The organism is Streptococcus sp. DTU_2020_1000888_1_SI_GRL_NUU_041A (assembly GCF_032387735.1).
GTDB lineage: Bacteria > Bacillota > Bacilli > Lactobacillales > Streptococcaceae > Streptococcus > Streptococcus sanguinis.
Map to the genome: position 1 here is coordinate 2324426 of NZ_CP135591.1, position 13949 is coordinate 2338374.

General features: G+C 45.4%; 18 protein-coding genes. All 18 read right to left on the minus strand.

What is annotated here, in order from left to right:
* Positions 1–3: 3 nt before the first annotated feature.
* The 18 genes from RSK81_RS11480 to comGA all read right to left on the minus strand — a co-directional run bounded on the left by RSK81_RS11480 (position 4) and on the right by comGA (position 13891).
* A complete protein-coding gene (locus RSK81_RS11480) occupies positions 4–726 on the minus strand; it encodes a lantibiotic ABC transporter permease (RefSeq protein ID WP_315686876.1) in 723 nt (240 codons plus the stop codon).
* Complete coding sequence (locus RSK81_RS11485) at positions 726–1514, minus strand: lantibiotic ABC transporter permease (RefSeq protein WP_315686877.1); 789 nt, start codon at positions 1512–1514, stop codon at positions 726–728. Before RSK81_RS11485 ends, RSK81_RS11480 begins: the two co-directional genes overlap by 1 nt.
* Position 1515: 1 nt before the next feature.
* On the minus strand, positions 1516–2223 hold the full coding sequence (locus RSK81_RS11490) for an ABC transporter ATP-binding protein (protein WP_002903490.1): 708 nt from the start codon (positions 2221–2223) through the stop codon (positions 1516–1518).
* A 94-nt stretch (positions 2224–2317) separates the two neighbouring features.
* Entirely contained in the window at positions 2318–3130 is an 813-nt protein-coding gene (gene folK / locus RSK81_RS11495) for a 2-amino-4-hydroxy-6-hydroxymethyldihydropteridine diphosphokinase (protein WP_002903491.1), read from the minus strand.
* An 87-nt stretch (positions 3131–3217) separates the two neighbouring features.
* Complete coding sequence (gene folE / locus RSK81_RS11500) at positions 3218–3772, minus strand: GTP cyclohydrolase I FolE (RefSeq protein ID WP_002896758.1); 555 nt, start codon at positions 3770–3772, stop codon at positions 3218–3220.
* A complete protein-coding gene (locus RSK81_RS11505; protein ID WP_315686878.1) occupies positions 3753–5147 on the minus strand; it encodes a folylpolyglutamate synthase/dihydrofolate synthase family protein in 1395 nt (464 codons plus the stop codon). The genes folE and RSK81_RS11505 overlap by 20 nt, the downstream gene beginning before the upstream one ends.
* Before the next feature lies 1 nt (position 5148).
* Positions 5149–6102, minus strand: coding sequence for a dihydropteroate synthase (gene folP, locus RSK81_RS11510; protein WP_315686880.1), 954 nt, complete (start codon positions 6100–6102; stop codon positions 5149–5151).
* Positions 6103–6296: 194 nt separating this feature from the next.
* Complete coding sequence (locus tag RSK81_RS11515) at positions 6297–6935, minus strand: hypothetical protein (RefSeq protein WP_061595030.1); 639 nt, start codon at positions 6933–6935, stop codon at positions 6297–6299.
* Between the two features lie 117 nt (positions 6936–7052).
* Positions 7053–7802: a CPBP family intramembrane glutamic endopeptidase gene (locus RSK81_RS11520; protein WP_061595031.1), complete on the minus strand. Its 750-nt coding sequence runs from the start codon at positions 7800–7802 to the stop codon at positions 7053–7055.
* A 142-nt stretch (positions 7803–7944) separates the two neighbouring features.
* Entirely contained in the window at positions 7945–9138 is a 1194-nt protein-coding gene (locus RSK81_RS11525) for an acetate kinase (RefSeq protein ID WP_002911070.1), read from the minus strand.
* A 36-nt stretch (positions 9139–9174) separates the two neighbouring features.
* Complete coding sequence (locus RSK81_RS11530; RefSeq protein ID WP_314831042.1) at positions 9175–10140, minus strand: class I SAM-dependent methyltransferase; 966 nt, start codon at positions 10138–10140, stop codon at positions 9175–9177.
* An 81-nt stretch (positions 10141–10221) separates the two neighbouring features.
* Positions 10222–10614, minus strand: a complete 393-nt coding sequence (comGG, locus tag RSK81_RS11535; protein ID WP_048771947.1) for a competence type IV pilus minor pilin ComGG — start codon at positions 10612–10614, stop codon at positions 10222–10224.
* A complete protein-coding gene (gene comGF, locus RSK81_RS11540) occupies positions 10595–11032 on the minus strand; it encodes a competence type IV pilus minor pilin ComGF (protein WP_002927109.1) in 438 nt (145 codons plus the stop codon). Before comGF ends, comGG begins: the two co-directional genes overlap by 20 nt.
* Positions 11016–11309, minus strand: coding sequence for a competence type IV pilus minor pilin ComGE (comGE, locus tag RSK81_RS11545; protein ID WP_002911065.1), 294 nt, complete (start codon positions 11307–11309; stop codon positions 11016–11018). Before comGE ends, comGF begins: the two co-directional genes overlap by 17 nt.
* The gene (comGD, locus tag RSK81_RS11550) at positions 11275–11709 is read right to left on the minus strand and encodes a competence type IV pilus minor pilin ComGD (RefSeq protein ID WP_002934686.1); all 435 of its coding nucleotides are present in this window, start codon (positions 11707–11709) and stop codon (positions 11275–11277) included. Before comGD ends, comGE begins: the two co-directional genes overlap by 35 nt.
* Positions 11669–11986, minus strand: a complete 318-nt coding sequence (gene comGC, locus RSK81_RS11555) for a competence type IV pilus major pilin ComGC (RefSeq protein WP_002927120.1) — start codon at positions 11984–11986, stop codon at positions 11669–11671. The genes comGD and comGC overlap by 41 nt, the downstream gene beginning before the upstream one ends.
* The gene (comGB, locus tag RSK81_RS11560; protein WP_260469178.1) at positions 11986–13020 is read right to left on the minus strand and encodes a competence type IV pilus assembly protein ComGB; all 1035 of its coding nucleotides are present in this window, start codon (positions 13018–13020) and stop codon (positions 11986–11988) included. Before comGB ends, comGC begins: the two co-directional genes overlap by 1 nt.
* Positions 12950–13891, minus strand: a complete 942-nt coding sequence (gene comGA, locus RSK81_RS11565) for a competence type IV pilus ATPase ComGA (protein ID WP_315686885.1) — start codon at positions 13889–13891, stop codon at positions 12950–12952. Before comGA ends, comGB begins: the two co-directional genes overlap by 71 nt.
* Positions 13892–13949 lie beyond the last annotated feature (58 nt).

Genomic DNA, 13949 nt, shown 5'->3' on the forward strand with positions numbered 1-13949 from the left:
CCTCTAGCGAACATCTCGTTTCAAGGTTAAGAATATAGCAGAGCTCCAAACCAAAGCTAACCATAACAGCTGTGTTCCCAGCCCTGATAGATCTATTGAATGCTGAAGCCCTTCATACTCAAAAAGATTTAGGGTAGCCAGATCGGGCAGGTATTTTGCTTCCTTGATGAACGTTGCCAATAAACGGCTGAGACCAATCAAGAGAGGAAAGAGCACCGACACCGGCACAACCCAAGATTGAAATAGCAAAGCTAGGCCGGCAGTTAAGAAAGCCAGAAAAAGATTGCTGAGAAGACAAAAAGAGCTGTAATAGAGGAATTTCCCCAGTAAGGACCAGCTAAAGTCTAGGTCAAAACGACCCAGCATAACAAGGAAACAGCTGCCTATCATGATACTGTAGAGGATCAGGAGCAGCACGGCCAGAAAAAGGATTTTCCCAGCCAACCAAGCCCTTCTATTTGATACGGTTAGAAAATTCGTTCGCATCCCAGACTTGACAAACTCTTGAGCAAAATAGAGCGAAGTAAAGATGACGATGACAGGCTGCGCCAGATAGAGGGCATGCAAAGCCTCGCTCAGAGCCTTCGTCTGGCCAACTGCTGTCTGACTGTAGTCAAGATTCATCAGAAAAAATGGAACGATTACCAGAGCCACCAAGGCTGCACCAAGAGCGAGATAGTAAGAACGGAATTTAATCCATTCACTTCTAATCAGAGCTATTATCATCAGTATCGCCCTCCTAAATCCGTCTTCAAAAAGCGCAGAGAGGTCATGCCGCCGATGACTAGTAACCATGCACCAAGTATCAACAACCCTTGGAAGGGATTGTTGGCATATTGGGAAGTTGGCGTTGCCGCAAACAACTCTCCTGCTGGCTGTGGCAGATAAGTTCCCCAACTCGTGTGAGCTGCCAAGTAGTTTCCCAGATTATAGATCTGTGGCACGAGAAAAAGCAGAGGAACTAGCATGGTCCGAGCCAATAAACCTAACAAAAATGAAAGGATCCCCAAGAGGGTTAGAGATAAGGTTTTCCACAAAATCAAACTCAAAGCTGCCTTATTGAGCAGAATCGGATCAAGCCCTTCCTTTCCTAAAGCCAGATGCATGACCATATAACTAAAGTAGATTGATAAAAAGCTACTGGCAAGAGAAAAGCAAGTAAAGGTCATAAGTTTCCCCACAAGCAACTTCAGGCGGTTATTACAGGTCAAAAGACTGGTTCTCAAGCTATGAGACTGAAATTCCATAGCTCCCAAAATTCCAGCTAGAATGACCAAAACCATGACTGCCATAGAGGCCCCGTTGAGGCCTAGATATTCCAGCGGGTCAATGGCTTCTGCCAGACCGGGAACCGTCTCAGGTGTGGCATCCAAGCCGACAGATAAATACTGTCGGCCCTCCAGCCAGGATACGACAGGCACCAATAGCAGCATGAAGGCTATACTCACTTTGAAAGCCTTGGTTGAGCAAATTTTCAACCATTCTGAATGCAGTAAGGACATCGTTTCTTTCATCTTAAACCTCCTCTGTCAAATCAAAGAAGAGATCTTCTAGGCTGTCTGAATCTTGCAGCACCTCTTCCAATTGTCCCTGCTCAATAATTCGCCCATGATGAATCAAGACTACATCATCTGTCACCATTTGCACCTCTGATAGGATATGAGAAGATAGAAGTACCGTTTTCCCTAAATCAGCCTGCTGACGGATGAACTTTCTAAACCACTTGATCCCACTTGGATCCAGTCCATTGGTCGGCTCATCTAATATAAGAAACTGAGGATCACCCAGCAAAGCTGCTGCCAAACCCAGCCGCTGACTTTCCCCTAGAGACAGGCTTGACAAAAGGTCCTTCCTCTTATGAGTAATTCCAGTCATCTCCAAAACCTCATCGATTCGAGACTTGGAAATAGCATTACTCGCCGCAATAATCCTCAAGTGGTCATAGACCTTTCGATTTGGCAGACCGCCAATGCCGTCAAAGGCTGCACCTACCGTTCTGAGCGGATAGGTCATTGACTGATAGGTTTGCCCATCAAAAGTCGCAGTCCCAGACGTCGCCCGATCTAACCCCAAGAGAATCCTCAAGGTCGAGCTTTTACCAGCACCATTTGGGCCCAGAAAGGCTGTAATCCGCCCGCTTCTAGCTGTAAAAGAAATATCTTCTAAAATCTGCTTGCTGCCATGCTTTTTGCAGACTCCTTCTATTTTCACTATATGTTCCATACTGAACTCCTTTTGATTTTTCTTTAGTATACAGGGGCAAGTTCAGAGAAAGTTCAGACAATAAAAAAACTTGCCTTGCGACAAGTTTCTTTTCTCATTTTTCAACCGCATCCCAGAGCTGGTGGATGCTTTTTTTCTGCACGGGATCGACAAAGTGTGGCGCGATTTCCACCAGAGATTGCAAGACAAAAGCTCGCTCAGCCACATAAGGATGAGGAACAATCAAGTCCGGACTGTATAGCTCTTCCTGTCCTATGTAAAGAATATCCAGGTCAATCACACGCGGACCCCATTTGATTTCCCGCACGCGCCCTATATCCGCTTCGATAGCCAAGAGGGTCTGCATTAACTCCTCAGGATTGAGCCAAGTCTCAACTTCAACAACTTGATTGAGAAACGGATCCTGCTCAACGCCACCCCAAGGCTCTGTCTGGATACGGCTTGATGCCTGCAAAACTCTTATATTTTGCTCTGCTATTTTTTCCAAAGCCGCATCCAGATTGGCAGCTAGGTTTCCTTGATTGCTCCCCAGAGCGATAAAGGCTTTCCGCTTTTGACGCACCAGCTTGACTGAGCAGGTCTCTAAAGGCAGCGGCACGGGTGCCCAAGGCTTCTTGACCTCCAAGCTGACCTTCTGCACCAAAGGATGAGTCAGAAAAATCCGATCAATCAGCTTGTAAGCCAACGTCTCAATCAAGTCTTCCTTGCTTTCCTGACACCAGTGGGTCAAATCCTGAGCCAATTCTCCATAGTGGATAGAAGCTGTCAGATCGCCTGCTTTGGCAGCCCGAGTCATATCATAGTCCAAAATCAGATCCAGCACAAAACGCTGGCCCAATTCTTTCTCTGCTCCAAACAGACCGTGATAAGCATACACTTCCAAATCCTTAATGCGCAGCTGATCCATTTTCTTATCCTTTCTGATTCAAGTTTCTGCATTTTATCCTTGATAAAACTATCTAGCCTTTCCCGACACGCTCTACTACTGATAAGATCAATGCCCCATCAGTTTGTAAGCTTCATTTTTTAGATCCTTGTCCGTCGCTAAAACGCCACGCGCTGCTGTAGTAACCGTTGCAGTGCCAGGCTTTCTGACTCCGCGCATATTCATACACATATGCTCAGCTTCCACCCAGACCAGGGCCCCTTGAGCACCCAGATAGTCCATCAAGGCCTCAGCAATCTCTACGGTCAATCGCTCTTGAATCTGCGGTTTCTTGGCATAGACCTCTACTGTTCGGGCCAGCTTGGACAGGCCTGCTACCCGACCATTAGGCACATAGGCGATATGAACTTTTCCGTAAAATGGCAGGAAGTGATGCTCACACATGGAATGAAAGAAAATATCCTTCTCCACTACCATATTATTGTCAATGATTTCAAAAGACTTGGCCAGATGCTCCTCAGCAGTCTCGCCCAGCCCAGCAAAGATTTCTTGGTACATTTTAGCAATGCGCTGTGGCGTCTCCTGCAAACCTTCGCGGCTTCCGTCTTCTCCAACCGCCTCAATAATCTGGGCAACAGCTGCTTCAATTTTCTTCGTGTCCATATATGCTCCTATGTTCATTTTTATTTTTTGATAATTGACTTGACTGAGAAGGACGCTCAGCAAAGTTTAACTTGCGATTCTCAAGGATTGATTTTCTAACCTGAGCCAGAAAATAAAGAGAACCCGTAATCAGCAAAAGCTCATCTGACTCATGCTCTACTGCTAAATAATCTGCTAAATAATCCGGCCATTCTTTGTAAGAGAGGCCTTGCTGCTCAGCCAAGGATTGCATGCTCTCTTTAGAAAAACTCCGCGGATCAGCAAAGGCTGTCAAGCTTATAGCTGCTTTGGGAATCTTTTGCAGCAACTCCACCATATCATCCAAGGCCTTGGTTTGGATACAAGCAAATAAAATGTGCTTCTTATAAGTCGGATAATGCTGGTCCAATGTCGCAGCTAGCGACCGCAGGGCATGGGGATTATGGGCTCCATCCAGCAAGATAAGCGGCTGATCCGATATCCTTTCCAAACGCCCAGGCCATACAGCAGCAAGCAAAGCCCTCTCAACCTCTGCTTTTGTCAATAAGGGCAGCGACTGTAGCTGACAGTATAGGTCGCACAAGTGCAGAGCTAGTCCAGCATTATCTGCCTGATGCAGTCCCATCAGAGCTGTTTGATACAAGTCTTTGGCCCGATAGGCATTCGAAAAGGAAAAGCACTCCCCCTCCTCTGACTCTTGATGTTCCACTTGATAGTCTTGAGACCAAGAAAAGAGCGGAGCATCTTTTTCAGCAGCCTTTTGCTCAACTACTGCCAGAGCCTCTGGCTCCAACCTACCGGTCACAATGGGAACTCCAGGCTTGATAATGCCAGCTTTCTGCTGGGCAATAGCCTCTAGACTGTCACCCAGCAAGGCCACATGATCCAGACCGACTGTTGTGATAGCAGTCAGCAAGGGCTGGCAGACATTGGTACTGTCCAAAAGCCCACCCATGCCGACCTCGATAATAGCCACATCCACCTGCTGCTGGACAAAATAATCATAAGCTAGAGCAGTTACAATCTCAAACTCAGTCACCCCCTGCAAGCCAGAGTCTGTCGCATGCTGGGCTAAGAGGTCCTGATAAAGGCTCAGCAATCGCTGAAGATCTTGGTCGGAAATCGCATTGCCATTAATGGCAATCTGCTCATTGTAGCTGACTAGGTAGGGAGAGGTGAAAGTGCCAACACGCTGGTCTCGCACCTCCAAAAGTTGGCGCAGATGGGCAATGGTTGAACCCTTGCCATTAGTCCCCGCAATATGGATGACTGGTAGCTGCAAATGCGGATTCCCTCGCAACTCCAGCAAACGCTCCATCCGCTCCAAGCCAAAATTGGGACTGGCTGTCCGATAAGCATCCAGCCAACTTAAATCAGGTAATTCTTGTTTTTTCATCTTACTTATACTGACCTAGATTGAGATCTTCTGTCTGCTGCGCTAGACGAATCGCATCGCCAACGGCAGCAGCCATCCGGTGCTTAGCCACTTCGTGCACTCTGACAACTTCAACGCCTCTGCTGGCCGCAAGGGTAGTCAGATGGGCTGAAGCTGTATCACGGTTTTCGAAGCCATCCTGAGTCTCAGGATTGACCTCAAAGCCGTTTTCTTCTAAGATACTAACGAGAAACCGTTTACGAGAAACCCCAAGAAAAATAGGGAAACCAGCCTGATGGAGACTATCCAGCTCCTGCAAAATGAGAAGATTCTCCCGCTTGGTCAAACCGAAACCAATCCCTGGATCCAGCATGATATTATCACGCGAAAGGCCGGCATGTTCTGCCACCTTCAAAGATTTCTCAAAACACTTCCACATCAGTTCTGTAATTGGTAGCTCTGCAAAAAGAGATAACTCTTCCTTTGTGAAGGCTGAACCAAAGCCAAATTCTGGGAAAACTTTTGAGCTGGCATGTTGAGGACGAGCCATCACTGGATTAAACATGACAATGACTGGCGCACCATATTTCGCAGCTGTCTCCGCCATCTTTTCATCGCCCAAGAGACCGGTAATATCGTTGATGGTATCTGCACCCGCAGCCAATGCCGCTGCAGCCACTTCAGACTTCCAAGTGTCCACAGAAATCACAATATCACTTTCCTGACGAATAGCTTCAATGACTGGCACGACCCGCTCTATCTCTTCTTGAATAGCCACAAAATGACTACCTGGCCGAGTAGACTCACCACCAATATCCAGCATGTGAGCTCCCTCAGCAATCAGCTTTCTAGCCTGAGCCAATGCCGTCTCAACCGTATTGTAGCGCCCACCATCTGAAAAGGAATCCGGCGTCGCATTGATAATGCCACAGAGACCCGTTCGGCCATCTGGAGCAATTGCTTTTAGATTCACCATTTGACTTTCATCTCATTTCTATCGACTGCCCTGCTCTTCAACAAAAAAGTCACACTCATCTAGTGTACCGCAAAGCTCTCAGCAGATGCAGCATCCAGTCCTATGAACTGCACTCGACTTCACAAGAAGACCTTATCTAGTCCCTTGTTTCATTTACCATTTTACCATAATTCTTCTATTTGACAAAACACTTTCTAAAAGCAAAAGGGTAAAAGGCTGAGAATAATCATATTTCTGAGAATATGGGCCAGCATAGACAGCTCCAAACGCTGAAAATAAGGCCTGAGGAGATGGGCAAAGACTAGTCCCAAAAGCAGATAGGAAAGAAAACACAGAGTTTCCTGAAGATTTTTCGCAAGGGAAAAGCAGAGCAAACCTAGTGCAATCCCCCAGCTCTTCCGATAGCGAAGAGAGGAGTCACTGTCAATAAATTTCGGTGCTGCAGGGGATAAAACGGCGATGTCAATCCCCAGAAGCAAAAGAGAAGATGACAGAAAACTCTCCGTCAGCATCTGCTCCACCGCCTGTCCTGACTGCGCCTCCTTGCCACACAGCAGAAGAACCCCCGCAGCATTGACCAAAATCATCAAAAAATACAAGAAAAGCAAGTGTCGATAATTGCTTGACTGACGAAGAGAACCTTTGATTTCCTGAAGTTCTCTGGAAAAATAAAAGGCACAACAAAAAAGCAACCCCAGCAAGCCCACCATAAAAAGCAGATTAGCCTGACTAAAGACCAAGCGATGAGGCATTGGATGAAGCATGAGCAGCAGTCCCGTCTGAGTCAACATAGCCAGTAGTAACAATTGAATGATTTTCTCTAGTTTCAGCATATTCTCTCCATTCTTCTCTTATCATTATAGAAGAAGTAAGAGCAAGCTGGTAGAAATCCCCTCAAATGTCCTAATTTGTGCCTCAAATGACAAAAAAAGCAGATATTCTCTGCTTTTCTACTTGTTCACCAAACCTGTCAGTATCATAATGAGTACTGCAACTCCATTTCTCAGCATGTGCGCTAAAATAGACATTTCCAAACGCTTGAATATGTAAGCAACCGCGGCTAAAACAGCACCCATACCTGCATATATAACAAAACTGCCGATATTGGTCGGACCATGAAAAAGACCGAAAAGAATGACTCCTACAACCAATCCCCAAACATAATGCTTGGTAAAAATTTTCTGAGGAATCAAGCCGCGAAAGACTACTTCCTCCAAGATAGGGGCCTGAATCACAGCTCCTACCACTAATAAAATCTTGGGTACATGCTGAAATAAAGCGTTCAAGGCATCCTGATTGGCAGTGGATATGGCCTGACCTTCCAGCAGCATGATAATTGCTCCCAGCATGTTGACGCCAATCATGACAACATTAGAAACAGCTAACCAGCCAAACGAAGACCATTTGAAAAAGCTAAAGTCAAGGCTCAGCAGTTCTTCTTGCTTAGCCATTCTCAGAACAAAAAAGACAATCAAAAGATATACAACCAGCACAAAGATAGTCTGTCCAGCTGAAAAATTCTTCTCAGAAACAGTCATCTGTCGGATAAATATAAATGGTATCTGGCTGAGAAATAAGACAAACAGAGTCAGTAGGATGTACTCTAATTTTTTTAGAATTGCTTTCATATCTTCCTCCTTTTCCTTCCTAGTATAGCTCAATTTTCTTATTTTGTATAGACAATTCTTAACTGCAAACATTTTATATATCACGTATTGTGAGCCAATACTGATAGTGACTATGAGATAGAATCGCTCAGTTTATTCCAAAGCCAAAGACCAAGAATTTTTTTCTTAAAGCATACAAAAAGCCCAGTCAAACTGAGCTTTTGGATTTTTTGTTTTATTGATTTTTGAAACGTTCAACATCACGGGCAATGACCAACTCTTCGTCAGTCGGGATAACCAAGACTTTGACCTTGGCATCAGGACTGGAAATCACGCCCTCTGCACCACGCACATTCTTTTCTGGATCTACGTTACAGCCAAACCAAGAAATACCATTAATAACCAGTTCACGAATGGTCACAGAATTTTCACCGATTCCTGCGGTAAAGATGATAGCATCAGCTCCATTCAAGACGGCAAGATACTGACCAATGTATTTTTGAATCCGGTCCACAAAAATGTCATTAGCTAATTGAGCCTTGGCATCACCTGCCCGCATTGCTTCATGAATATCACGCATATCACTTGACTTCTCAGAAACTCCAAGCAAGCCAGATTCACGATTCAAAACGCGGCTAATATCTTCCGGAGTATTAAAGTCATCTGTGTATTGCATCAGGTAAGGAATGATGGCTGGGTCGATATCCCCTGTACGTGTTCCCATCATGACACCGCCAAGTGGTGTGAATCCCATAGATGTATCTACAGAAACGCCCTTGTCAACTGCTGTGATAGAAGCTCCGTTACCGATATGGCAAGTAATAAGTTTGAGTTCTTCAATCGGACGTCCCAAAATTTTAGCAGCTTCCTTGGCCACATACTCATGGCTGGTACCGTGAGCTCCGTACTTGCGAACCTTGTTTTCAGTGTAATATTTAGTCGGAATCGGATAGCGATAAGCTTTTTCCGGCATAGTTGTATGGAAAGAGGTGTCAAAGACTACCACGCTGGTAATGTCTGGCAGAATTTCTCTAAAAGCACGGATGCCTGCAGCATTGGCTGGATTATGCAATGGAGCTAGAAGAGACAACTCCTCTACCTTTTGAATCACTTCTTCATCAACGAGGGCTGAATCCTTAAAGTGTTCACCGCCAGCCACAACACGGTGGCCCACACCGGTAATCTCATCATAAGATTCAATGATATTGAAACGTTTCAAATCGTCCAGCAAAATTTTTACGGCCTGCGTGTGATCTGCAATATCAAGAACCTGCTTCTCTGAACGACCATCAAACTTCACTGTTGAAATAGAATCCTTGAGACCAATCCGTTCCAGCAAGCCCTTAGCCAAGACCTTTTCTTCCGGCATCAAGTAGAGTTGCCATTTTAAGCTTGAGCTTCCTGCATTAATAGAAATTGTTTTCGACATTTCTTCACCTCTTTAAGCGTTTTCAAAATCATTATATCAAAATTTTGTTTGAATTTCACTATCTTTGTACCAGTTTTGAAAACTTTGACGGAATTTAAACATTTCTTCATGATCCTGCAAATCCCGCAGAGGATAGATAAAAGGCTGAATGTTATTCGCTTCTTGCTTCCTCAAGACAAAAAGGGTTTTGGCATGCTTGCTGCTTGAGAAAATAGACTCTGGCAAGGTTATCATCGCGATGAACTGAGCTTTGGCTAGGAGCCATTTTTTCAGCAGAGGAGCTTGAGCGCTGGTCAAGAGGTCATTCGGCGCCAGAAATATGGCATAGCCTCCCGGTTTAAGATATTTGAGCGACTGTTCCATTAGAAGATGGTGGGCATAAGTGTGCTCATCCGGACTAGCCACTTCATAGCGAGAGGCGATACTGTCATCCGGATAATAACCGACCGGTAAATCACTGATAATGATGTCACTCTCTTTCAGAACCTGAGGCCGAACCGCATCACCCTGAGCAAAGTGAGCCTTAGAGTTCATAACCTCTGCAATGCTGGCAGAAAGGTCAATTAATAAATCATCTAGCTCCAGACCCAGATAGTCTATCTTCTTTTGAGTATGGTTGAGAATAGTCTCAGCCAAATTTCCGGTTCCGCTGCCGATTTCTAATACATCAGCTTCCTCTCCGTGAGCTAGCTGGTCCAGCAGGAAAGTAATCAGAAAACCAATTGTATCAGGAGTGAACTGATGGTTGACCTGCATGGGCTCCGTCTGGGCAGCCTTCATCAGGATAAACTGATAGGCTCTCCGCCACTCTTCCTTGGTCAAATGCAGAGCGCGGATTTTTTCATCGTTGGCCAGAACTTCTTGTAAGTCCGTATCTCCATCTAGGTAAATGCCGTTCTGCTCAATCAGAGCATCGTAAAAATTGGTCGCCAGAGTGTTTTGGATATTCTGGACGTTTTCGAGAATCAGAGTATAAGCTTGTTCTATCTTTTCAAAATTCATGGAATCCTCCGTTCATCCTATCATACCAAAAATAAGGCCCCTTTCCAAGATATATAAAATTACAAAGATTTTACAGTTATATTAGTCCGACTTACCAGCTTTGTCCGAAACCGCTTTCTCCTTTTTCTCAGTTGGTTTCTTGTCTTCCTTAGCTTTCTCTTCCTCCTTCTTAGAAATGGTAAAAGTAAAGGAATAGGAATGCCCGCTGCTGAGCTGACTGCTGATTTCCAGTTCCTTCCCTTTCTTACGGTAGACCGCCTTGCCCTGCTCAAACTCCATCTCACCGCTATCATCCTTGGCTGTAGCTTTTGTCAGAACTGCCATTGCATAGGCTTCCGTCCTTTCCCTGTTGAAAAGCTGCAAACGCTGACTGCTGACTTGACGGTTGAGATAAAACTGCAGGAGCAGGCTAAAGACAGCGGCCATCAATAGCGCATACAGTAAAATACCTGCCTCAACTTTCTTCTTCCACACGATAGACGAACTCCCTCTCTAAGCCTTTTTCAAAGCGAAAATGAAGATGGACAAGCTTACCGTCCTGACGGACGTCAGCTGCTTCTAAACCATAAATCATGGGCTGGTAGCCGCGACCACTCTTATCTGTTTTACGGAAATCATCGCCCTTGGATTTACCCAAGGCCAAGTCCCTGCCATCTTGTCTGATGTAGATTTTATTGTCTTCTACCTTGTCAAATTGACTTCGCGAAAGCTCCGTCTCCAGTTGGTCGGTAAACAAAAGCCACTCTTGCTGCTGATTGTTTTCCTGCTGATGCAGTTCTGAAGATAAGAGCTGGGTCATGGCCTGAAAGACTAACACACCGCCACTGAGAACCAGCAAGGCTACTAAAGCCTCCAAGAGAGTAAAGGCCTTGACTTTAAGGTTTTTGGACACGAATAACTACCTCCCCTTCGTGATAGACCAGCAGCTGCTTATCTGTCTTAAGCTGACGCACTGCAATTCCATTGATATGAAGCTCTTCTTGTCCTGTTTGCAGGGCCATACGAGCTACCCGAAGCACCTCTTCCTGCTGCAGAAGGATCTGCTGCTCTTTACGAGACCGGCTAATCTGTCCCAGAAGCAGACTAGCAATAGCCGCAAAAACTGCCATGGCAACCAGAGCTTCCAGCAGAATGCTAGCCTGAAGCTGTCGTCTTTTTAAACTTGCCATTCCCCATATAAAGCTGGTAAACAACTGTCCTGTCCTCCGTCTGAAAAGTAATTTTGCTGAGTGATGAATTCCCACCAGCCCGGTCAAACTGAATGACTTGCTGCTCATGTTCCTGCAAAGTTTGCGGAAAGTCCAGCTCTTGATAGCCATTGGAAATCTGCCGTCCTGAAATCTTGAGAGAAAGCTTCTCATGCCCAGCCAAGCTCAGCCTCTGCGTCTCCTGGTAGAGCCTCTCAAACTCTAAAAAGAAGAGTTGCTCTTGAACCTGATTGAAGCCAGCCCTGACCGAGCCAGATAATCCTAGTAGTAGAAAACTAACAACAAAAAGAACGAGGAGACTTTCCAGCAGCGTAAAAGCCTTAATTGGCAACTGCTTGAGTTTCGCCACTGTGTTTTCCATAGTAAGCCTTATATGAATCTGCCTGCTTCTGGCTGATATTTCCTGCGCTGACTAGCTTGCTCAGGCTAGCCTTTTCATTGGTATTCTTCAATTCATACAGCTCTGCCTGGCTTTCTACCACCTTGACCACCGCTGCAGTTCCTGTATCTGAAACAGCATCTTTTTGCTTGGTCAGATTAGGCACAAAGAGCAGCAAGAGTACGCTGATAACCAGCAAGACAATCAGCATTTCCACAAGGGTGAATGCTTGAACCTTCAATTTATTAAGTTTTTTCATTACAAATGAACCTCCATATTCTGATAAATGGGCAAGAGCATTGCCGCATAAAGTAAAACAATCACTAAGGCAACAAAAATAAATACTAGGGGCTGAATGAAATTCATGGCTCGGTTGATACGTAGGAAAAATTCCTCCCAAGTCTTTTCAGCATAGACTTCCAGTTCACTCCCCAACTTGGACTTTACCTCACCATACTCGATCATTAAGGACAATTCTTTCTTAAAGAAAGGATAGCTTGCCACCTTGTCCGCATAGCCTTGACCGCCCTGCAAAGCTGCAGACATGTCTTCTCCGATTTCTTTAAAGAGCTGGGAAGGCTGCTCCTGCATAATCGCAAAAATCTGACTCAGTTCCAAGCCCTGACCAATCATATTTCCCCATTCACGAGCATAATAAGCGGTCAAGTAAGCCTGTACCAAATGTCCAAAAAAGGGCAGAGCTGCTAGTTTGCTGAAAAAACGAATCTTGGATGACTTTCGATAATAAAAGAGAGCCACTGAAACCAAGGCGGCCCAAGCAAGGCTGCTCCACAAAAAAATCTGAGGCAGGTGATTAATCAGCTGAGTAGCTAGATTCTGGCTGTCTAATTGAGGCAGAAGATAGTTGCGCAATCCCAGCATGATAAGGACCAAAAAGCCCAGCAGCATGAGAGGATAGGTCCCTACCTCTATCAATTTTTTCTTAACCTTGGACAGATTTTCCAGATAGGCCTCAATTTTGCCCAGACTAAGTGTCAGATTGCCATGCAGCTCAGATAAGGAAAGCTGGGTTACAACGCTGTCGGAAAATCCCAGTCGACTGACAATCTCTGAAAAGGACTGACCAGCTGACAAGCCTGCCCGCATTTCTGCGACATACACTTCCTCCAGCAAGGCACTTCGTCTCAGAAAGTCTACAATCTCTGCTAAGTGAAAACCGCTGCTAAAGAGATTATGAAAGAGCTCAATAATCTTTTTCTGCTTAGGCGTAGACAATTTTTTCTGTCTGCCTTTGCTCAGCACTGATATGTCCTTCTGCAAAAAGCTGATCAATCTGCTGATTCCAGACTGCGGCTTCGTGCTCTTGATAGTTTTGACTGACAAAATCAACGACACCTCCTCCCCCAATTAAACGCTGGTAACAAACACCTTGAAGCACCATTCTTAGCTCGTCCTCACTAACGTCTAATTCCAAAAGCCGCTCATAGACACCGCGAACACTCTTGGCATGAATCGTTGAAAAGACCGTAGCTCCGGTCAAACTTGCCCGAACCACTGCCCTAGCTGTCTCTCGATCACGGATTTCCCCGATAATCAAGAGATCCGGCCGATGTCGCAGAGACAGCTTAATCAGACTGTCATAAGTCATGCCAATGGTTTCGTTCAGCTGCAGCTGCAGCATAGCCTCTTGCTTAATTTCAACCGGATCTTCAATTGACATAACCTGCTGGCCAGAAAATTTGAGCTGAGCCAAATGATACATCAAGGTCGTCTTGCCGCTGCCGACTGGTCCTGAGAATAGATAGAGGCCGCGAGCCTGAATTTTCTTGCGCAGCTCCGGCAATTGCTCAAACCAAAAGCGCAGCTCCCTGTCTTCGTCATGAAGGAGTCGGATAACCAGACTTTCAAAACCACGGTAATCCCCAACTGTCGACAGCCGGATTGAAAGCTTGGCTTCCTCGCAGTCATAATCGCAAGACCCAAGCTGACTGCGGCGCTTCTCTCCAACATTCATACCTGCGACAAACTTAAAGTGGCTGATAACAGCTGACAGAAGCTCGAAATCATAAGTCTTTATAAAACGACGTTCATCACCGATTCTCATATAAAGCTCATAGCAAGTAGTCTTAGGAATGAGGTAAATATCCTGCGCCCCCTCTTGCCGAGCCTGCCTAATCATTTCTTTTGCAATTTCTTGAACCATACATCCTCCTCACCTTACTATTCGCAAAAAATCCAGAAAAAGAAAAAACAGCGGAAGA